Here is a 20,373-nt window from a genome sequence, read left to right on the forward strand (position 1 = left end):
GGGCCTACGCAGTGCCGCCGCGCCGGGATGCGAACGCGCGCAGCGCCGCCCGGTGATCCTCGGTCATCAGGCTGATCACCTGGGAGCGCATCTCGGTCTCCAGATGCTCGCGCAGGCCGCCCGCGCCGATGCTGGCATTGAGGAGTTCCTTCGACATCTGCACCCCGAGGCGGGGCCGGGCCGCGATCTTCGCGGCCATCGTGATCGACGACTGCACCGGATCGTCGACGACGTGCTGGACCAGTCCGAGCCGAAGACCGTCCTGCGCGCCAATGGTCCCCCCGGTGTAGAAGACCTCGGCCGCGGCCCCCGCCCCGATCAACCTTGGCAGCAACCACGAGAGCCCCATGTCCCCGATGGTGACGCCGAGTTTGACGAAGGGCGCCATAAAGGCGGCGTCGGGCGCGCAGATCCGGATGTCGGCCGCAGCGGCCAAGGCGAAGCCGCCGCCCACCGCGGGGCCGCGCACCGCCGCGATCACCGGTTGCGGTATCTCCCGCATGGCCAGCGCGCACGAGACGGCGTCGCGCATGGCCGAGAACGCCACGTGGACCGGATCCCGATCTGGCGCGGCCGGATTCGCATCGGTGAGATCCATGCCGGCGCAGAAAGCCGGGCCTACGCCGGAGAAGACGATCGCGCCGCAGTCCTCGCGTTCGCCCAGCGCCCGGAACGCCCGGGTGAGCACACCGAGAGTCGTCGTGGTCAGCGCGTTGAACTTCTCCGGCCGGTTGAACAGAACGACGCCGACGCCGTCGTCGCGAAGTTCCACGGACAACCCTTCGAAGGCGTCCGGTTCGAATGCGGTCATGGTGCCCCACCTCCTTGTCTCGGCGCACACACCCTACGCACGGCGGCATCGTCACCGATCAGAACGTGGCACTGTCAAACTGCCCGCAGGGCGGAACCAGGCTGGAGAGCTGCGGGCCCGCCCGGATCTCCGGGGTATCGCCAAACGGGGCTCAATACTCCCGACAATCAGCCGGCCACACTGAAGTCCTTGCGCGGCAACGTCGTTCTGATCCGGCGTCTGCCGCCGGCGCTTGCTTGACAGTTGTTTAGGTTGATTCTTGACACTCCCTGGATTAGGGAGTGAGCATGGCCGAGCGGCGGGATTAGCCCGCGACGCCCCCGATTGCCGACGGGTTGTCGACTAGTCAGGTGTCCGAAAAGTCACGTCGCTTGATGTCAGGACTGACCGCTCAGACCGGTGCCCCCACCAAACCATTTGGCTCCGGCACCGCCTTGGCCACCAGCGCCACCGACACCGACGATGGCGCCTTTGCCGCCGCGGCCTCCCATGTTGGCATCCCAGGTGTTACCGGTAGCCCCGCCCGCCCCGCCGGCGGAACCGTCTGTGCCGGCCCCGCCGTTGGCAACCCCGGCGCCAAAGAACCCCCCATTGATCGCGAAGGCGCCACCACCACCGCCGCCGCCGGTGCCTGCTCCGCCAATTCCGGGGTTGCCGCCTTGGCCGGTGCCGGGCGCGACACAGGAGGCCCAACCGCCCAAGCCGCCTGTGCCACCGACACCTGCGGCGGAGGCGGCCCCACCGCCGCCGCCACCACCGCCGCCGGTAGCGATACCGCTGTCCGTGACACCACCTCCACCGCCGCCGCCACCGGCGCCCCCGACTCCGCCTGCGCTCCCGGAAGCAGTGGCACCGGCACCGCCGCCCCCGCCGTGGCCGCCTCCCGCCCCCAAGCTGAGGCTAAAGCCGTCGTATTCGAAGGCGCCACCGCCGGTGCCGCCGACGCCGCCCGTGCCGCCGGTACCGCCGCCGCCCCCGCCACCGGTGCCGCCGGTACCGCCACCTCCGGCGCGGCCGCCAACCCCGCCGCCGCCACCACCACCGCCAACACGGACGTCGTCGCCCGTCCCCGAGATACCCAAGTTGAAGCCGCCGGTGCCCCCCGCGCCGCCGGTACCGCCGCCGCCACCGGTGCCGTTGATACCGGCACCGCTGGAGTTGCCACCGAAGCCACCGGCGCCGCCGACACCGCCGTTGCCGCCGAAACCGCCGAAGCTCAACGCGTTCTGACCGTTGCCCGCGCCGCCCGTTCCGCCGGTACCGCCGCCGCCGCCGGTGCCGCCCAGGCCGCCGGTGCCCGGGTGGCCTAACAGGATTCCGCCGGTGCCACCAGCACCTCCCGCACCGGCAGCTCCGCCGGCCCCGCCCGTGCCGCCATTGCCGGCGACGATGTGGGCTGCATCTGCTGCCGCGCCCGCGCCGCCCGTCCCGCCCATCCCGCCGGTGCCGCCTGTGCCGCCGGCCCCGCCGAATCCGCCCAGCAGCGCCTGGTTGGCGCCGCCGGCACCACCTTGACCGCCCGCCCCGCCGACAAAACCAGTGCCGCCCTTCCCTGCGGCGACGGTGCTGTCGACGCCGGCATGACCGGCCCCGCCGGTGCCACCAGCCCCGCCGGTTCCACCGGCGCCGTTGAGCGACAACAGCTGAATGTTGGGCCCGCCGACGCCACCGTTGCCGCCGGGAGCGCCAGTCCCGCCGGTGCCGCCGGGCCCGCCGGCCCCACCGTTACCGCCTCCGATCCACCCATTGGCGCCCCCGGCCCCGCCGTTACCGCCGATCCCTCCCGACGAGCCGCCGATCCCGCCAGCCCCGCCGTTACCGCCGTGGCCCCACAGGCCGGCCGCGCCGCCGGCCCCGCCGCTACCGCCGGCCCCGTTGCCCGTGCCTGGCTTGCCCGACCCACCGTTGCCGCCGTTGCCGATCAGCCACCCGCCGGCCCCGCCGGCTTGTCCGGTACCCGGCAGTCCGTTGGCACCGTCACCGATCAGTGGGCGCCCGGTCAGCGTCAGGAAGGGTGCATTGATCGCGCCCATTACCGCGTCCTGCGCGGCCTGCAGCGGTGAAGCGGCGGCGGCCTCCGCGCTGGCATACGAGCCGGCACTTGTGGCCAGAGCCCGCACAAATTCGTCACTGAACGCGGTCGCCTGCGCCTTGAGCGCCTGGTACTCCTGGCCGTGGGCGGAAAACAGCGCTGCGACGGCCGCCGACACCTCGTCGCCGGCAGCGGCCAGCACCTGCGTTGTCGAGGTTGCCGCCACCGTATGTGCGGCCCGAAGCGCCGACTCGATACGGGCCAAATCCGCTGCGGCCGTGGTCATCAACTCCGGCGCCACAATCACAAACGACATGTCGGTTCCTTCGGCTCGGTGACATCTGTGCCCGAACGTCGCCAGCCATCGGCTCGCATCAGAGGTTGTCCGCGGTTCGCGGTCATGGTGTCTTCCTCCGTGTGGCTCGGCGGCAACAGCACGACCCAAGCGTTGCCCTATCCGACGGAGGTGTCTTAGGTAGTCCACTACTTCAATCGCCGCACTGAACCTCACGGATCCACGCGTAAGTTGACAGCCCCGCGAACGTTGGGCGCGGTGGCAGCCCGGCGGCAGCAAGATGAAGTTCAACGTGATCAATGACACCGTCAAGGTCGCTCGGTGGTCGGCGGCTCCGAAAGCGACCTGTATTCCGTGAGAAGCGGCTTTGAGCCCCGCCCGCCCCACCTCAGACGTGGGCGCTTACCCGCCTGGTCCCAGAGGTCGCGGGCCGCGTGGCGGCCAGACAGTGAACATTGCGGCGCGCGTCCAGGCGATCGCGGACTCGCGCCAGATCGTCTGCACCGACCAGGTGCGCGAGGCGCCGGGTGCGGCCGAGGTGATAACGGAACTGAACCCGGTAGGTGCGCGCGAGATGGCGGCTCTCAAAGGGGTCGACGGTCACGTTGGTGTCTGGCGCTATCGGTAGGTCGGCACCGTCCAGCGCGGCGCGGATCTCGAACTATCTTGCGCCACTGGGCATTTCATTGCCCGACCAGCACCCCTGAACGTCGTGGCCCCGGCTATCCCCGCCAAACCTCAGGACTACGCGGGCTTGCGGGCCGAGTTATCCGCGCTGGCCGTTGGGACCGGCTCGTCGCCGTCTGTCCGGGCAACCCCCGCGGCGAGGTGCTTCAGCAACTCGGCCTGGATCAGCCGACGTCCGGGCGCGAGCCGGTGCGAGAGCCCGTTCAGCAGGATCAGCGTGCGCCCGACGAGCGCGAAGTCCTCCGGGATCTTGCGCAGGCTCGTCTCGCCCAGTATCTCGAAGAAGCCGGCCTCGGTGTCGCTGTCGCCGATCATCATCAGCATCAGCGTGCGCAGGTTCTCGGGTTTCATCGACGCGACGTCGAAGCCAAGCTGCTCGGCCGCAGCCAACGCGGATCGCGAGTCGCCGATCATCGCAGAGACCATCATCGTCGCGACAAGCCGCGCGAATCCCGGCGGCAGCTCCTTCGCCAAGCCGAAATCGAGAAGGCCGATCCGGGCGTCGGGCAGGATCAGTAGGTTCCCGGGGTGCGGATCGCCGTGGAAGAAGCCTTGTTCGAAGATCATGCTGCCGTAGAGCGCGCCGATCTTGCGCGCGATCTCCGCGAGCTTGTGGCCCGCTGCGACAAGCTCTTTCGTACGCGCGACCTGAATGCCTTGGAGATACTCGAGCACGATCACGTTGTCGCCGCACAGCTCTGGATGGACGCGGGGGACGACCACGAAGGGGACGTCAGTGAGGTTTATCGCGAGCCGCTCGGTCGAGCGCACCTCGCGCCGGAAGTCGAGCTCAAACTCGATGAAGCGCGTCGTCTCGGTGACGAGCGCTCGCAGGTCGATGCGCCGCTGCACGAGCATGACGATCCTGACGACGCGGCGCAGCATGCCGAGGTCGAGCGGAATGATCTTCGGGATCTCGGGATAGCGGATCTTCAGGACGACCTGGCTGCCGTCGCGCAGCGTCGCGCGGTGCACCTGCGCCAACGAAGCGGCGGCGAGGGCCCGGCGGTCGATCGTCGCGAAGACCTCATCAAGAGGGCGGCCGAGGTCGCGCTCGACGAGCGGCCGCAGCGACTCGAAGGGGCGCGGCGGCACTGCGTCGTGAAACTGGCTCAGTTCCTCGATGAAGGGCGCCGGGAAGAAGTCGGCCCGTGCGCCCTGGATCTGGGCGGCCTTGGTGAAGGCTCCGGCCAGCGAGAGCGCGACGCGCTTGATCTCGCGGGCCGCTGCGCCGTGCGCGCGCTGCCAGTCGGCGTCGTTGGTCGGCCACAGCCCGGTGCGATCGCGCGCCAGCAGCAGCAGGTAGCGGGGCAGGATGTGCACGACCGCAAGCGCCAAGCGCAGGACTCGGACGATTCGGAAGTGCCGGATCACGAAGCCGCAGCGCGCCTTTGCTATCGATGTACCGATAGGAGAGGCGCTACGCGCGCGCTTGAGGCGATCGTGAACACGGTGTTATTGTTGCCGGTCAGTCGGTCATTCTCAACACGTGCTCGCCCAGAGGACCCCGCCATGACGTCTCGTGTCTGGCAGCGCTCGGCGCCTTCTCGGGAACGGTCGTCACCCCCTCCTTCTCCTGACGGCTCCGCTGACTTCGACCTGTTCCTGCCGCTGCGTAGCGCCGGCTCGCTCGAGAACCCCTACCCGGTTTACTCCCTGATCCGCACCGTACGGCCCGTGCTCGAGGTGCCGGTCCCGAACTACGCCGGCCCCGGCGTGTGGATGCTGACGCGCTACCGCGACGTCCACTCGGTGTTGCGCGACCCGCGTTTCTCGGTCGAGCGCCTGCGCGCGCCGCTCGTGCGCGACAACCTCGACCGGATGCCGGAGTTTCTGCGCCGGAGCGCCACGGGCATGCGCTCGATGCTGGTCATGGACCCGCCAGACCACACGCGCGTCCGCAAGCTCGTCAACAAGGCCTTCACGCCCAAGCGCGTCGCCGCGCTGCGCGGCCACATTGAGGCGATCGTCGGCGAACTCGCCGACGAGGCGCAGGCGAAAGGCACCTTCGACCTGATTCACGACGTCGCCGAGCCGCTCCCGGCCATCGTGATCGCTGAGCTGCTCGGCGTCCCGGCGGAGGACCACCGTCAGTTCCGTCAGTGGTCGAGCGCGATGATCAACGGCTTCGGATCACCCAGCGCCGAGGCACGCGCGACCAGCGCGGCGGCGGCGCGCCAGGTATTCGACTACCTCGCCGATGTCATCGCTGCCCGCCGCCGCGCCCCGCGCGAGGACCTGATCAGCGCGATGATCGCGGCCCAGGAGGAGCGCGACGCGCTCACCGATGCAGAGCTGCTCGCGACCGGCAACCTGCTGCTGCTCGCCGGCCATGAGACAACAACGAACTTGATCGGCAACGGCACGCTCGCCCTGTTGCGCGAGCCCGATCAGTGGAAGCGGCTGTGCGAGGAGCCCGCGCTGCTCCCGACCGCAATCGAAGAGCTGCTCCGCTACGACGGGCCCGTGCAGGCGACGGTGCGCGTCGCGCTTGAAGACGTCGAGATCGACGACCAGGTCATCCCGGAGGGCTCGCTCGTGCTGGTGAACATCGGCTCGGCAAACCACGACCCCGACATGTTCAAGGACCCAGATCAGCTCGACCTCGCGCGCGCCCCAAACCCACACCTCGCGTTCGGGTTCGGCACGCACTTCTGCCTCGGTGCCCCGCTCGCGCGGCTCGAGGCGCGGCTCGCCTTCGACGCACTGACGAAGCGGTTCCCGGGGCTCTCGCTCGTGGATGACCTGCCGGTGTACCGGACGAATCCGGTACTGCGCGGGCTCACGCGCCTCGAGGTGGCGGCGTAGGCGCAACGCATTACAGCCCCCACTCAAATCAGGTATGGCGCTGGCTGACGGTGACATCCGGGATCAGTGGCGTGGCGAGTACCGTCAGCTCTCGTGGAGATCTCCTGCGCGTTTGCGACGTCGTCGACCACTCCCCAACACGTCCAGCTTGCTGAAGAGCTGGGCTACAAACGTGCATGGCTCTACGACTCGCCGGCGCTCTACCCTGACGTGTGGATGGTGCTGAGCCGGTGCGCCGAGCGCACGACTCGCATCGGCCTCGGTCCCGGGGTGCTTGTCCCCAGCCTGCGACATCCGATGGTCAATGCCGCCGCGATCGCCGAGCTCGCGGATCAGGCACCCAATCGTGTGGCCGTCGCGATCGGCTCGGGGTTCACGGGGCGCTTCACGCTGGGGCAGCGACCGATGCCGTGGCGGCGCGTAGCCGAGTACGTCCGCTGTCTCAAGGCGCTACTGGCAGGCGAGCCGGCCGAGTGGGACGGTGCCACGATCCGGATGCTGCAGCTTCCCGGCTTCGGCGCGCCGCGGCCGCTGGCTGTGCCCATTCTGATCGGTGCGGACGGTCCCAAGGGGTTGGCGGTGGCGGCCGAGCTGGGCGACGGCGTTTTTTCCGCGGCCGTCCCTCAGCCGGAGGCCGTGAAGGCGGCCGACTGGCGCGCGTTGCTGGCGTTCGGCACCGTCCTAGACGACGGTGAGGAGTTGACGTCGCCGCGGGTGGTCGCTGCCGCCGGCCCGGCCGCTGTGGTGCTCTACCACGCGATGTACGAACGGGGCGGCGCAGCGGCCGTCGACTCGTTGCCTGGTGGACGTGGCTGGCGCGCAGCGATTGAGGCTGTGCCCCAACACGAACGGCATCTCGCGATCCACGCCGGTCATCTCGTCGAGGCGAACCCTCGGGACGCACCTCACGTCGCGGAGCTGGTCCCGATGGCGAGCTCGATGGCTTTGACGGCGACCCGTGACGAGATGCCGGGCAAGATCGCCGCGTTGGGTGCTTCGGGCGTCACCGAAGTGGCGTATCAGCCGGCGGGTCCGGATATCGAGCGTGAACTACGTGCGTTTGCCTCCGCTGCCGGCCTGACCGGCGTCGGCAACTAGCGGCAGCACCAATCACGCACTGCCACAACGCAGTGCGGGCCGCCGTGTCGAATGCGGCCGGCCGCCGATGTAGTCGTGCGATCGAACCGGCGGCACATTGACACGACTCCCGTCGGGAGCCGCCTCACACACGTAATGTGGCACCGATGGACGGTGTTGCAGAACTGGTACCGGTGCTACCGGCGCACCGCTTTGATGAAGGCGCCCTCGCACGGCACCTGCGCGGCCAACTGCCGGGCTTCGACGGTCCATTGAGCGTTCGCCAGTTCCAAGGCGGACAGAGCAACCCGACCTTTCACCTGCACACCGCCGAGGGTGAGTACGTCCTTCGCAAGAAGCCCCCGGGCACGTTGCTGCCGCGGGCGCATGACGTGCAACGCGAACACCGCGTGATGTCGGCGTTGCGCGACACCGATGTGCCGGTACCCCGCATGCGCGTGCTGTGCAACAACGAATCCGTCATTGGCACAGCATTTTTCATCATGGACTACGTTCCCGGGCGCATCTTTCACGACCCGGCGTTACCCAACAGCAGTCCGGCACAGCGTGCGGCGATCTACGATGACCTCGCTCGGGTGCTTGCCGCGCTGCATGGTGTGGACTGGCGTGCAGCAGGACTGGAGGGGTTCGGCCGGCCGGAGGGGTACCTGCAGCGTCAGGTGGCGCTGTGGACGAGGCAGTGGCAGGGCGCGCGGGTGGAAGACATGCCGGAGATGGACATGCTGGCGCAATGGCTGCCAGAACACCTGCCATCCGACGATGAGCCGTCGTGCATCGCGCACGGCGACTACCGCTTGGGTAATGTCCTGATCCATCCGAGCGAGCCCCGGATTGTTGCGGTCTTGGACTGGGAACTGGCAACCATCGGCCATCCGTTGGCCGACCTCGGCTATACCTGTCTGACTTACCATCTTTCGCCGGAATTCAGCGGCACCAAAGGCGTGGCGGGACAGGACCTCACGGGCACCGGTATACCCGATGAGCAAGCCTTCGTGGCGAGCTACTGTCGGCACGCGGACCGGGAGCCACCCCGGTCGCTCGACGCCTTCATCGTGTTCTCCATGTTCCGCCTCGCCTCCATCACCGCTGGCGTGTGGCGGCGCGGACTCGATGGCAATGCGGCCGACTCCCGGGCCGGCGCATCAGAGGTTCGGGACCGCTACCGCGCCCTGGCGCGGATGGCGTGGGCTTTGGCGCAACGACTTTCGGATGGGTGAGGCGGCCCGACTTGCCATTTCTCCGTTCGGCAACCTTGTTCGGCCAATGCGCGGCAAGGAAGGCTGCGCGTGGGGTTCAAGGAGCAAGATTCAATTAGCTCAAATTTATTGCAGTACAAGTGATTTAACAGTGACGAACGTGCATTCACAGCTCGAGCACCGCAAAACGGACACTGTGAGCGATGGATGGCCGATCTGCGGTAGGTGCTGCGAAGTTGCGTACTTTTCTTGGATGGGTGGCGCGCACGAGTGTCCGACTGCCGAGCACAGGAGGTCGCCCAACCGACGAGCACATTGACAACAGCCAGGATGATGCTGGGCTACGCCGGACCCGAGGGCACGGCCATTAACGGCGACGAGGAGACTGTTCCCGAACGGAGCGTTCGTTGCTGCAAATGAAGGACCAGAGTGCCCAAAATGGACCTGGGAAGGAACTGGCATGACAGCAGAAACCGGGACAGCGTTGCGGATCTGCCCGCTGTGCGAGGCGACCTGCGGCCTTACATTGACCATCGTCGACGGCAGGGTGGTCGGTGCTCGCGGCGACCGTGATGACGTGTTCAGTGCGGGTTTCATCTGTCCGAAGGGCGCGAGCTTCGGCGAGCTCGATAACGATCCCGACCGGTTGACCGGGCCCCTCGTCCGGCGTGAGGGAGTGCTGACCGAAACCAGCTGGGAGGAGGCCTACGCGGTCGTCGCAGACCGCCTGGGTGAGGTTATTCGCGAGCACGGCGGCCCATCCGTCGGCGTCTACTTCGGTAATCCGAGCGCACACACCGTCGCGGGTAGCCTGTACGCGCCGTTGGTCATTCGCGGTCTTGGCACCCGGCAGGTGTACAGCGCGAGCACGCTCGATCAGATGCCCAAGCACGTCGCGCTCGGCCTGATGTTCGGCAGCCCGGTCGCGTTCACGGTGCCCGATCTCGATCGCACCGACTATCTGGTCATCATCGGCGCCAATCCATTGGTGTCCAACGGCAGTTTGGCCACCGCCCCCGACTTCCCCGGTAAGCTGCGTGCGCTGCGTAAACGCGGGGGCAAGCTCGTCGTCATCGATCCCGCCCGCACGCGGACGGCCGAACTGGCTGACCGCCACCTCGCACCGCGACCCGGCACCGACGCCGTATTGCTGTTCGCCATCGTGCACGCGCTTTTCGAAGAGGGCCTTGTCGCAGAAGACCTCGGCGGAATCGCGCAGCACGTCAACGGCGTCGACGAAATCCGCGCACTGTCCGATGAATTCGCGCCGGAGGCTGTCGCTTCGCACTGCGGAATATCCGCTGATGACATTCGCGTGCTGGCCCGCGAGATAGCGGCGGCGCCGACTGCGGCCGTGTATGGCCGAATGGGTACCTCCACAGTGGAATTCGGTGCGATTGCCAGCTGGTTGGTAGACGCAATCAACATCCTGACCGGAAACCTCGACCGACCGGGCGGAGCGATGTTCCCCCTCGGCGCGACGGCGCCCACACCCCGCCCGCCGAAGCCGGGCCGAGGGTTCCGAATCGGGCGCTGGCACAGCCGTGTCTCGGGCCACCCCGAGGTGATGTCGGAGCTTCCCGCCGCCGCGCTCGCCGAGGAGATCGACACCGCGGGGGAGGGTCAGATCAAGGCGGTGATCACGATCGCCGGAAACCCCGTGTTGTCGGCGCCCGACGGCGATCGGCTCGACCGCGCGCTCGACAGCGTTGATTTCATGCTCAGCATCGACCCCTACCTCAACGAGACCACCCGTCACGCCGACGTGATCCTGCCGCCGCCCCCGCCGGCGCAGAGCGCCCACTTCGACTTCGCGCTCAACAACCTTGCGGTGCACAATAACGTGCGCTACTCACCGCCCGCTCTGCCGCTGGACGCACGGCCCGACGAGCCGGAGATCCTGTCGCGCATCGCACTGATTCTCTATGGCCTGGCACCGGACGGCGACGTCGCGTTGGTTGACGATCAGGTGATTGCGACGACGTTGACCAAGGAGGTCGCCGACGCGGACTCACCCGTCGCCGGACGCGCGGTCGACGAATTGACCGCGATGCTTGCCCACGGCCCCGGCTACGAACGACGCCTGGACATGATGCTCCGGCTCGGGCCCTACGGCGATGCCTTCGGCGCCAACCCCGACGGGCTCACTCTGGAACGGCTCAAGGCCGCGCCGCACGGCATCGACTTAGGTCCGTTGCAACCACGGCTTCCCGAGGTACTCCGAACCCAAACGGCGCGAATCGAACTCGCGCCCGAGCCGCTGATCGCCGACGTGGCGCGGCTGCGCGACTCGGTCGGCCTCCGCCAAGGCCCGTTCACGCTGATCGGCCGGCGCCATCTGCGCTCCAACAACAGCTGGATGCATAACGTGCCGGCGCTGTCAGGCGGCACCAACCGCTGCACCCTGCAGATCCATCCGGACGACGCCGCCGACCTCGGGCTCAGCGATATTGCGGTGATCAAGGGCCCGGGCGGTGAACTCATTGCTCCGGTCGAGGTGACCGATGCCATGCGGCGGGGCGTCGTCTCGCTGCCGCATGGGTGGGGACACGATCGCGGCGGCACGGGGCAGAAGCTCGCGGCAAGCCAGCCCGGTGTCAACGTCAATCAACTCAACGACGGCACTCATCTCGACCCGCTATCAGGCACCGCCGTGCTCAACGGCATCCCGGTCGACATTGCCCCTGCGGGCTGATGAGTAGGCGCTTCGCTCACGCAGCCGATGGTGGGCGCACGATACAGCGAAAGCCGATGTGGCTCATGCCGGTATCGATAGGTTGCGGTCTGTGGGCGGCCGGTCGGTAACGCCGGCAGTAACTGTCAGCGCACAGGAACGAGCCGCCCTTGACCGCCTTGCGCGGTATCCGAAGCTGAGGTTGGGCCGGATCGACGCTGTCAGCCTCGAAAGGTTCGCCGGCGCGTGAATCGGCATACCAGTCAGTGGTCCATTCCCACACGTTGCCGGCCATGTCGAACAGGTCGTAGCCGGTCGGCGGGAAACTGGCCACCGGTGTGGTTCGCCCGTAGCCGGCATCCGGACGCGAAGGGAAGTCGGCGTGCCAGTAGTGAGCCAGACGATGCCCCGGCCGCTCGGGTTCGTCGCCCCAGCTGTACGCCGCGTGTTCCGCACTCAGTCCGGGCGATTGCGACTTCGCGGTATCTCCTTCCACAATTTGAGAGACCTCGACGTCGATCTGCCCTTGGGTCTGTACACCGCCGTCACCGGAGTCTCCGGTTCAGGTAAATCGACGCTGGTGGTCAAGGTCCCGGCGACGTCGTGAACAGCCATCTCGGAACGGCACGCGCGGCCGAGTCCGCCGAAACCGACGACGACGAAGCCGGCAGTGAGGTCATCGATCTTGATCGCGACGCGAGCGTGGGTGTCAGGGCAGACGGTGTCGAGGAGATCGACCGAGTGGTGGTGGTCGACCAGCGCCCGATCGGGCGGACGCCGCGCTCGACGTTGGCGACCGATACCAGATTGTTTGATGCCGTCCGCCGTGAGTTCGCCGCGACCGCCGCGGCGCGTCGCAGCGGTTGGACCGCGGGCAAGTTTTCCTTCAACGTGGCAGACGGCCGCTGTCCCACCTGTCAGGGGGAGGGGTTCGTAGCGGTCGAATTGTTGTTTATGCCAGGCACATACGGCACGTGTCCGTCGTGTCGTGGAGCACGGTACTCCGACGAGACACTCGAGGTGCGCTATCGCGACAGGACGATCGCCGATGTGCTCGCGATGACGGTCGATGAGGCCTTCGAGTTCCTTGCCGACGTCGCCAGCGCATCGCGGAGTGGCAGAACACGACATGCGCATGGTCGCGGGCGCCGACTGGGTGATCGACCTGGGGCCCGGCGCCGGCAGCCATGGCGGCAGGGTGATTGCGGCGGGCCCGCCACGAACGGTGGCACGCGCCGAAAACAGTCGTACCGCGCCTTATCTAGCGAAATGGCTGGCGCAGTCTGCTATCGCCTGAGAAGCGGATGCGTATGTGTCTTCGACGCCTCCGCGAGAACGGCCGTTCCGCTGCTGTGCGCCGTCCGCGCCGAAAGGCGAAGTCAGTGCCCCGCGACGGCCTGCACCAGCATGGTCGCCGATGGGCTCGACAACACCCAGTTACCGTTTTGATTGACGAACATGAGGGGCTTCGTGACCGGTGCCGGCAGCTTTGGCCCTGAGACGGCCACGTCGGACATCACCGTAGCCGGACCGTTCTGTTGGATGTTGGAGACGGCAAACGACAACGGGAGCTGCCCGTTGCGATATGCCACTCTCAGCTCGTGATCCATTTCATGGCCCTCACCCGACCCGATGCCGCCTTCGACGAGGCCATCTTTGGTCCGGTATGACACGCCAGGATTGGAAAGGTCATTGAGGATGCCGGTCAACTGGTCAGTGGTCGGCAGGTTCAGTGCCGACGCGGGCTGCGGATCCTGCGGTAGCGGCGCGCCGGTCGAGACCAGTTGCACCTGAGGCAGATTCGAAGGCGCGATGCCCGCTGCGTCGTATGCCAGCCCGGTGACACCACCACCAACGACGGCCAGTGCAGCTGCGCTGAGCGCAACGGATTTCATGGACTTCACGGTTCCCCCTGTTTTCGCACGGACGTGCGGGACCGTTTCCCGCATCTGTATGCCGACAACTTCTGCTGGGCACATCGTGCATCAATATGACGGTCCAAAACTGCTCTGCCTCAATCGGTATCAGCCTGTTAGGGAACTGTAGTGCGGCTGCTCATCCCCGACGCGTGGCGAAAACACCGATTCGAGTGTTCATTACGCCAACGAACGGAACCGCCTCAATCGGGTCGATCGCCAGCGATGTGGCGCAAGCCGATGGCAGCGCATGGTCGCTCGACAGACTGTTGAATGGGCGTCTTGGGGCGTAAGGGGTATTGCATTATCTCGGCGGTCTCAGCTCCATGGCTGGGTCGGACTGAATCGCCTGTAATTCTTTTTATTGGCTGGCCCGGTGCTGGCTGACAGGATCGGTGTCGCCGTCCTGGCTGGGTGTGACTCGTGAATCGTCTGGCCTCCGTGAGGGGTGCTTTTCCCAGGATCTGTCCGCCTGGCCGAGGGCGGCGGCGCCGGCCCGGTCTTGCTTCGGTGGCTTGATTAGAAGCCTGCCCGACTCGTTGTCGCGAGTCGTGGCCCGTTACAGGCCTGCCTCGAAGTGCTTCATTCCCCGGGCTGACGCCGCCAACGACGCCGTCTGCAGAAAGGAACTCACGTCGTCATGCCCATCGTCGCAGAGGAGTATGCGTTTGTCATCGGAGTCGATACCCACGCCGCCACCCACTCGTTAGCGCTGGTCAACGCCCCGGCCGGCGGAGTCGTCGACCAGGCGGTGTTCCCGAACTCCCCGGCAGGTCTCGACCGTGCCTTGAGCTGGATCGCCCGCGGGATCGATGGGCAATCGGCGCTGGTTGTGATCGAGGGTGTCGGCTCCTACGGGGCTGGGCTTGCTGAGCGGGTCACCGGCAGCGGATTGCTGGTCGCTGAGCCAGCTGCGATGCCAGCCGCGCAGCGACGCGGTGTCGGCAAGACCGATGTAATGGACGCGGTCCGCATCGCACGTTCGGTTCTGGCCATCGACACCTCGCGGCTACGGCGGCCCCGAGCTGACGGGCCACGTGTGGCGCTGCGCGTCCTGACGGTCGCCCGTGATCAGATGGTCGCCGAGCGCACTCGGGCGATCAACGCCCTCACTGCACTACTACGCACAGTTGACCTTGGTGTCGATGTCCGTAAAGCTCTGCTGCACAGTCACTTCAAGGTCATCGCTGCATGGCGCGAACGCAAGGAAGATCCGGTCATCGCCACCTGCCGTCAGGAAGCGGTCCGGTTAGCCAAGCGCATCGTGGCCCTCGACGGCGAGCTCGTCGACAACCGCAAGGCACTCACTGCCGTCGTCGACGACGTCGCTCCAGAGCTGTGCGAGCTGCCCGGTGTCGGCTCGGTAGTCGCCGCGTGTGTCCTTACGGCGTGGTCACACCCCGGTCGGGTGCGCTCAGAAGCGGCGTTCGCCGCGCTGGCAGGCACCTGCCCGATACCGGCATCTTCGGGAAACACTGTGCGACACAGACTCAATCGGGGCGGGGATCGGCGACTCAACCGCGCACTGACCACCGTAGCTATCGTCCGGATGCGCACCGACGCCCCCACCCGCGCCTACGTTGCCCGACGTCGCGCCCAGGGCCGCACCACCAAGGAGATCATGCGATCCCTCAAGCGCTACATCACCCGACAGCTCTACCGCACCCTGGCCGCAGCACATCCGGTCCCGGCGGCCCCTTGACACGATATAGAAGCATCCTGGAAATCCCGGAGGCTCCTGACCTTGGAAACGAGGATGCAGGTATGCCCATGGAATCGTCATCGGGGAAGAAGCCGACCAGCCGCCGCTACAGCTCGGAGGAGAAGGCCGCCGCGGTGCGGATGGTGCGTGCGTTACGTGCTGAGTTGGGCACCGATCACGGCACGGTGCACCGGGTAGCCCGCCAACTGGGCTACGGCGTGGAGTCGGTCCGGTCCTGGGTGCGTCAAGCCGATATCGACGACGGGTATGCACCCGGGGTCTCCACCGCCGAGGCGCAACGAGTCAAAGAACTCGAGCAGGAAGTCCGAGAACTCAAGCGCGCCAACGAAATCCTTAAGCGAGCGGCCAGTTTCTTCGGGGCGGAGCTCGACCGCCAACACAAGAAATAGTGGCCTTCATCGACGCCCAGCGCGGCGAGTTCGGGGTCGAGCCCATCTGCACCGTCCTGCGCAGCGCAGGGGTGTCGGTGGCCCCGAGCACCTACTACGACGCTAAAACTCGCCCACCGTCGGCGCGGGCCTGCCGAGACACCGTGCTCGGCCCTGCGCTGCGCCAACTCTGGGAGGACAACTACCGCGTCTATGGAGCCCGCAAGCTGTGGAAAGCCGCCCGCCGAGCCGGCCACGACGTGGGCCGTGACCAGGTCGCCCGGCACATGCGCGCCGCCGGCATAGTCGGGACGCGCCGCGGCAAACGCGTCAAGACCACCAAACCCGACCTGACCGCAGGCCGCCATCCAGACTTGGTCCAACGTAAGTTCGCTGCCGCGGCCCCGAACCAGTTGTGGGTCAGCGATCTGACCTTCGTGCCGACCTGGGCCGGGGTCGCCTACGCGTGCTTCATCGTCGATGCCTTCAGTCGGATGATCGTGGGGTGGCGGGTGGCCTCTCACATGCGCACTGTTGTGGTGCTCGATGCGATTGAGATGGCCCGCTGGTCGCGCGGAAAGCTATTGCCGGGGTTGATATCTCATTCCGACGCCGGGTCTCAATTCACATCCATCCGCTATGGCGAACGTCTTGCCGAGATCGGCGCGGTCCCGTCCATCGGCTCGATCGGGGACAGTTTCGACAACGCCCTGGCCGAGACGGTCAATGGCTACTACAAGTCCGAACTGATCTACGGGCCGGCTCGCACCGGACCTTGGAAGACCGTCGAAGACGTCGAATTGGCCACCCTCGGGTGGGTGCATTGGCACAACACCAGCCGCCTACACGGCTACCTCGGCGACATCCCACCCATAGAGTTCGAAGCCACGTTCTACGATGCCCAACGGAACGACCAAACCCTGGTCGAAATCCAATAGCCCGAGTCTCCGGCAGAACCAGGGCGTTTCAGACGCCCATACCAGCGCTATCGCCTGCGAGGGACCCGTCGTTGTCGCGCCAACACGTCGATCCCGCCCGCAAACTTACGTAGTCAACTACTCAAGCCCTCAGCGATATGCCTGAATACGGTCGGGTTCGAGCGACCAAATGGCCGGATGACGCGGAAGGCGGGACAGCAAATGTCGTATGTATTTGCGGTACCGGAGTCGGTGAGCTCGGCGGCCACGGACATGGCGCGGATCGGCTCCATGCTGCGCACCGCACATGCGGAGGCGGCGGCCTCGACGAGCACCGTCCTCAGCGCCGCCGCGGACGAGGTTTCGGCCGCGATCGCATCCCTGTTTTCCGGCTACGGGCAGGAGTATCAGGCGCTCAGCGCCCGAATGTGGGCGCTTCAGGACCAGTTCGCGGCGGCTATCACGGGCGCGGGGGCCGCCTATGCCGCGGCCGAAGCGGCCAACGCAAACCCACTGGAAGCCCTCACGCAAGGCGTGCTGAACGTGATCAATGCCCCCACCAACGCGTTGCTGGGCCGTCCGCTGATCGGCAACGGTGCCGACGGCGCCGCCGGGACCGGCCAGAACGGCGGACCGGGCGGGCTGTTGTTCGGCAACGGCGGCAACGGCGGTTCGGGGGTTGCCGGTGGCGGAACCGGCGGGCGGGGCGGTGATGCGGGGCTGTTCGGCGACGGCGGCCGCGGCGGAGCCGGCGGAACCGGGGTGACCGGGGTTCAAGGTGTCGACACCGTCACGCGCAACGGGGGCGTTGGCGGGATCGGCGGTCGGGGAGGGGCGGGCGGCACCGGCGGGCTGTTGGGAGGCAACGGCGGTGCGGGCGGAGCGGGCGGCGCCGGCGGCTGGGGCGGCTACGGCGCCACTGCTCCGAATGCGTTCGTTGCCGGCGGCACCGGGGGCAATGGTGGTGCCGGCGGCATGGGCGGGGCAGGCGGGGCGCACTTGTCCCCGTTCGGCCAGGATGGCGCCGCAGGCCAGATGGGCGACGGTGGCCGTGGCGGCAACGGCGGCAGCGGATCCATCTACGGTGGCACCGGGGGCCTCGGCGGTGACGGGGGAGTAGGAGCGACCGGCGGTCGCGGCGGCGACGGTGGCAGCGTCGGCGCCGAAGCAAGCGGTATCAACAACACCAGCGTCGCCGGCGGTAACGGCGGCCACGGCGGCACCGGCACGGCAGGCGCCGGTGGAGCCGGCGGCAACGGTGGCAGTGCATTCATCAGGGCGGGCGGAGGAACCGGAAACGCCATCGGCGGCCAGGGCGGGGTCGGCGGCAGCGGCAGTACCGTAGGCGGCGCCGGCGGTGACGGGGGACCCGGCTCACTCATGGGATATAACTACGGCCCCGGCGGCGGCAGCGGCTACGCCATCGGCGGAGCCGGCGGTACCGGCGGGACCGGGCCGATAGGTGGTCATGGCGGTGACGCCGCTTACGCATTGAACTGGGGGAGCGGAACCGCCACCGGCGGCAACGGCGGTTACGGCGGCACTGGCAACCCCGGGCGCGGCGGCAGCGGCGGTGACGGCGGCGACGCCCAGGCGACCACTCTGGCCAAAGCCTCCGCGGGTTTTGCCGGTCTCCCCGGTACCGGGGGAGGCGGCTCAGCCGGCAAAGCGGGAACGGCCAGCCAACTCTAGATCAGGTAGTGGCCGCTATCGGGACCGGCGCCTCGGTGGCAAAGCCCTTACGGCGCAGGCGACCTCAGCTCATCGAAAACAGCTGCTGCATCACAACCACGCTCGCAACACGCTGCAGACCGCCCTCCACCGCGATGCGCTGATCGTCTGGGGACTCGAGCAATTGATCGAGCGCTGCGGAAACCCTGTTCATGTCGTAGATGGGCTGGTCCTTCGCCGCTTGCGAAGCAAAGGTGTCCCGGTAGAAGACGAGCATCGGGTCGCTCGGGTCGCGGGTCGGCGGCGTGGTGAAGGGATGTTTCTGGCGGTCGTAAACCTCCGGTATCAGCACGTCTTTCGCCGCTTCGCGCAGGACGTGCTTCTCGCGAATCCCCTTGACTTTCATATGGACTGGCACGCGCGCCGCGGCCTCGGCGACGCGATGGTCCAGGAACGGTACCCGGCCTTCGATGGAGTGGGCCATCTCCATCCGATCGGCGAGGTAGTTCAGAATGAAGTTCGGCAGGACCGTTTTCGCGTTGATGTACAGCATCTGGTTCAGGTGGTCGCGACCGGCGACGCGTTGCGCAATCGGCAGGCGATCCAGCGCGGCGATCAGCGGCTGAAACGCCCGAACCGATGGTGGAAGGTCGTCGCGGAGCAGTGGTGCCACGCTATTGGTTTGCGCGGCACCAACATTGAGCGTCGCCGGCAGCCAGCCGAGCCTGCGCTCGACCGCCTGCATTTCGGGACTGCTGACTTGGTTCGGCATCATCAGCGCGCGAGTCGCGGCATTGGCGCCGAGCATCTCGTCCAGGAGTGTCAATCTCTCGTCGGCGCTCAGTGTCGCGTCGTGGTTCAGCGCGTCGACCCGGTAGTACGGATACCCTCCCAGCATCTCGTCGGCGCCCTCGCCGGTGAACACCACTTTGATGCCGGCGGCTCTGACGGCACGGCTGAGTAGGTATTTGGCTACGCCATGTCCGTTGAACATCTGAGTTTCGGCATGCCAGACCGCGTCTGCGAATGAGTCCGCGATCTCTCGTCCGGTAATCGGTATGGGGTGGTACGTCGCGCCGACCCGTTTGGCCTGTTCTTCGGCGACGCGGGCCTCGTCGTAGAGCGGGTTCTCGAAGGTGAGAGTGAAGGCGCGAATCGGCCGGTTCGTCTCCTGCTGAGCGAGCCCCAGGACCGCGCAGGAGTCGATGCCGCCGCTGAGATACGACGCGACCTCCACATCGGCAATCAGCCTCTGCCGCACCGCATCCCGGAGAGACTGGCGAAATTCTTCGACGATCTCGGATTCATTTCGCGGGTCCGCGCGCATCTGATCAGCAGTCGGTATCTCCCAATCCCAGTACGGGTAAATGCGGACAGCACCCTCTCGCGCAATCGCATAGCAACCCGGCGGCACGGTACTGATGCCGGCGAACTCGGTCTTCTCGTGGGATCGTCCGAACCCTCCAGTAGCGCCCTCGAGATCCCACTTGGCGGGCACGCCGAGCGCCAACAGCGCCTTGATCTCCGACGCGAAATAGACATCACCGTCCACCGCCGCGTAGTACAGCGGCTTGACACCGAAGCGATCGCGGATCGCGTACATCGCTCGTTGGCGTTCGTCGGCAATGATCACCGCGAACTCGCCGCGCAGTTGTGTCGCGGCCTGGACCCCGCGCTCGGCGTAGAGGTGCAGCGCGATCTCGCTGTCGCTGTCAGAGGAGAAGCGATAGCCGCGTGCCCGGAGTTGCTCGCGGATTTCGCGGTAGCCGTAGAACTCGCCGTTGACGACGAGGTGGACCAAGCCGTCAGGGCTCGTCATCGGCTGACTTCCGTTGTTCAGACCGATGATCGACAACCGCGTGTGTCCGAGCGTCCATTGCCCGTCCCGCGATGTCCAGGTGCCGGAGCCATCCGGCCCACGATGCTCCAAGAGCTTGAGCGCGGCATCACGCCGCTCAGTCGGAAGACCCCGGCGCGTCATCGCAGCGAATATCCCGCACATCGTTGTGCCCTCCGCAATCGTTCACGGTCGCCCCGCGCCGACCTTCAGCGTCGGCACGCTCGCACGCCACCGGCTTGGCGGCGCAGCCATTTGAGCCTAACGCGGGGAATTTTCCCGATCGTCGATGGCGGCGCCGGGGTGAGTTACGTGGCCCTGCCATACGGCTCGTGACAAG

The 20,373-nt window shown here is 67.2% G+C and carries 13 protein-coding genes, 2 pseudogenes and 1 other annotated feature; of the genes and pseudogenes, 9 read left to right on the forward strand and 6 right to left on the reverse strand.

What is annotated here, in order from left to right:
• Positions 1 to 4 precede the first annotated feature (4 nt).
• Together QXH22_RS16850 and QXH22_RS16855 are read right to left on the reverse strand one after the other, a co-directional pair.
• A complete protein-coding gene (locus tag QXH22_RS16850; RefSeq protein WP_306276376.1) occupies positions 5 to 811 on the reverse strand; it encodes an enoyl-CoA hydratase/isomerase family protein in 807 nt (268 codons plus the stop codon).
• Between the two features lie 377 nt (positions 812 to 1,188).
• Complete coding sequence (locus QXH22_RS16855) at positions 1,189 to 3,159, reverse strand: PE family protein (RefSeq protein ID WP_306239644.1); 1,971 nt, start codon at positions 3,157 to 3,159, stop codon at positions 1,189 to 1,191.
• Positions 3,160 to 3,586: 427 nt separating this feature from the next.
• On the opposite strand from QXH22_RS16855, the gene QXH22_RS16860 reads away from it, so the two are divergent.
• The gene (locus tag QXH22_RS16860; protein WP_306276377.1) at positions 3,587 to 3,766 is read left to right on the forward strand and encodes a hypothetical protein; all 180 of its coding nucleotides are present in this window, start codon (positions 3,587 to 3,589) and stop codon (positions 3,764 to 3,766) included.
• 116 nt (positions 3,767 to 3,882) lie between these two features.
• On the opposite strand, the gene QXH22_RS16865 is transcribed toward QXH22_RS16860, so the two are convergent.
• Entirely contained in the window at positions 3,883 to 5,163 is a 1,281-nt protein-coding gene (locus QXH22_RS16865; RefSeq protein WP_306276378.1) for an AarF/ABC1/UbiB kinase family protein, read from the reverse strand.
• Positions 5,164 to 5,337: 174 nt separating this feature from the next.
• Here QXH22_RS16865 and QXH22_RS16870 point away from each other — a divergent pair, with 174 nt between their 5' ends.
• From QXH22_RS16870 to QXH22_RS16885, 4 genes are all read left to right on the forward strand, one after another.
• A complete protein-coding gene (locus QXH22_RS16870) occupies positions 5,338 to 6,633 on the forward strand; it encodes a cytochrome P450 (protein WP_306239647.1) in 1,296 nt (431 codons plus the stop codon).
• A 93-nt stretch (positions 6,634 to 6,726) separates the two neighbouring features.
• Complete coding sequence (locus QXH22_RS16875; RefSeq protein ID WP_306276380.1) at positions 6,727 to 7,731, forward strand: LLM class flavin-dependent oxidoreductase; 1,005 nt, start codon at positions 6,727 to 6,729, stop codon at positions 7,729 to 7,731.
• 146 nt (positions 7,732 to 7,877) lie between these two features.
• Positions 7,878 to 8,948, forward strand: a complete 1,071-nt coding sequence (locus QXH22_RS16880) for a phosphotransferase (protein WP_306276381.1) — start codon at positions 7,878 to 7,880, stop codon at positions 8,946 to 8,948.
• Positions 8,949 to 9,387: 439 nt separating this feature from the next.
• Entirely contained in the window at positions 9,388 to 11,622 is a 2,235-nt protein-coding gene (locus QXH22_RS16885; protein ID WP_306276382.1) for a molybdopterin oxidoreductase family protein, read from the forward strand.
• A gap of 16 nt (positions 11,623 to 11,638) precedes the next feature.
• On the opposite strand, the pseudogene QXH22_RS16890 reads toward QXH22_RS16885, so the two are convergent.
• Positions 11,639 to 12,046: pseudogene (locus tag QXH22_RS16890) on the reverse strand (SUMF1/EgtB/PvdO family nonheme iron enzyme); the annotation flags it as partial.
• On the opposite strand from QXH22_RS16890, the pseudogene QXH22_RS16895 reads away from it, so the two are divergent.
• A pseudogene (locus QXH22_RS16895) lies at positions 12,041 to 12,898 on the forward strand (hypothetical protein); the annotation flags it as partial. The pseudogenes QXH22_RS16890 and QXH22_RS16895 sit on opposite strands and share 6 nt — an antisense overlap.
• Before the next feature lie 82 nt (positions 12,899 to 12,980).
• Here the strand turns inward: QXH22_RS16895 and QXH22_RS16900 are convergent.
• Entirely contained in the window at positions 12,981 to 13,505 is a 525-nt protein-coding gene (locus QXH22_RS16900; protein WP_306276383.1) for a hypothetical protein, read from the reverse strand.
• Positions 13,506 to 14,157: 652 nt separating this feature from the next.
• Here QXH22_RS16900 and QXH22_RS16905 point away from each other — a divergent pair.
• The 3 genes from QXH22_RS16905 (at position 14,158) to QXH22_RS16915 (ending at position 18,217) form a co-directional block, all read left to right on the forward strand.
• Positions 14,158 to 15,219 (forward strand): IS110 family transposase, encoded by a 1,062-nt coding sequence (locus QXH22_RS16905; protein WP_306276384.1) that lies wholly within the window; start codon positions 14,158 to 14,160, stop codon positions 15,217 to 15,219.
• A gap of 62 nt (positions 15,220 to 15,281) precedes the next feature.
• A protein-coding gene (locus QXH22_RS16910) for an IS3 family transposase (protein ID WP_306276385.1) occupies positions 15,282 to 16,546 on the forward strand; the annotation gives its coding sequence in 2 pieces (ribosomal slippage) (positions 15,282 to 15,588 and positions 15,588 to 16,546; 1,266 coding nt in all).
• Positions 15,584 to 15,715, forward strand: a sequence feature (AL1L pseudoknot). It overlaps the preceding gene by 132 nt.
• Positions 16,547 to 16,747: 201 nt before the next feature.
• Complete coding sequence (locus tag QXH22_RS16915; RefSeq protein WP_306276386.1) at positions 16,748 to 18,217, forward strand: PE family protein; 1,470 nt, start codon at positions 16,748 to 16,750, stop codon at positions 18,215 to 18,217.
• 64 nt (positions 18,218 to 18,281) lie between these two features.
• Here QXH22_RS16915 and asnB read toward each other — a convergent pair whose 3' ends face one another.
• Positions 18,282 to 20,198, reverse strand: a complete 1,917-nt coding sequence (asnB, locus tag QXH22_RS16920) for an asparagine synthase (glutamine-hydrolyzing) (RefSeq protein WP_306276387.1) — start codon at positions 20,196 to 20,198, stop codon at positions 18,282 to 18,284.
• Positions 20,199 to 20,373 lie beyond the last annotated feature (175 nt).

Source organism: Mycobacterium sp. TY814, assembly GCF_030755175.1.
Lineage (GTDB): Bacteria > Actinomycetota > Actinomycetes > Mycobacteriales > Mycobacteriaceae > Mycobacterium.

Coding starts and splice junctions, on each gene's coding strand:
- QXH22_RS16850 (WP_306276376.1), bottom strand. CDS start 811: ATGACCGCATTCGAACCGGACGCCTTCGAAGGGTTGTCCGTGGAACTT.
- QXH22_RS16855 (WP_306239644.1), bottom strand. CDS start 3,159: ATGTCGTTTGTGATTGTGGCGCCGGAGTTGATGACCACGGCCGCAGCG.
- QXH22_RS16870 (WP_306239647.1), top strand. CDS start 5,338: ATGACGTCTCGTGTCTGGCAGCGCTCGGCGCCTTCTCGGGAACGGTCG.
- QXH22_RS16880 (WP_306276381.1), top strand. CDS start 7,878: ATGGACGGTGTTGCAGAACTGGTACCGGTGCTACCGGCGCACCGCTTT.
- QXH22_RS16885 (WP_306276382.1), top strand. CDS start 9,388: ATGACAGCAGAAACCGGGACAGCGTTGCGGATCTGCCCGCTGTGCGAG.
- QXH22_RS16905 (WP_306276384.1), top strand. CDS start 14,158: ATGCCCATCGTCGCAGAGGAGTATGCGTTTGTCATCGGAGTCGATACC.
- QXH22_RS16915 (WP_306276386.1), top strand. CDS start 16,748: ATGTCGTATGTATTTGCGGTACCGGAGTCGGTGAGCTCGGCGGCCACG.
- asnB (WP_306276387.1), bottom strand. CDS start 20,198: ATGTGCGGGATATTCGCTGCGATGACGCGCCGGGGTCTTCCGACTGAG.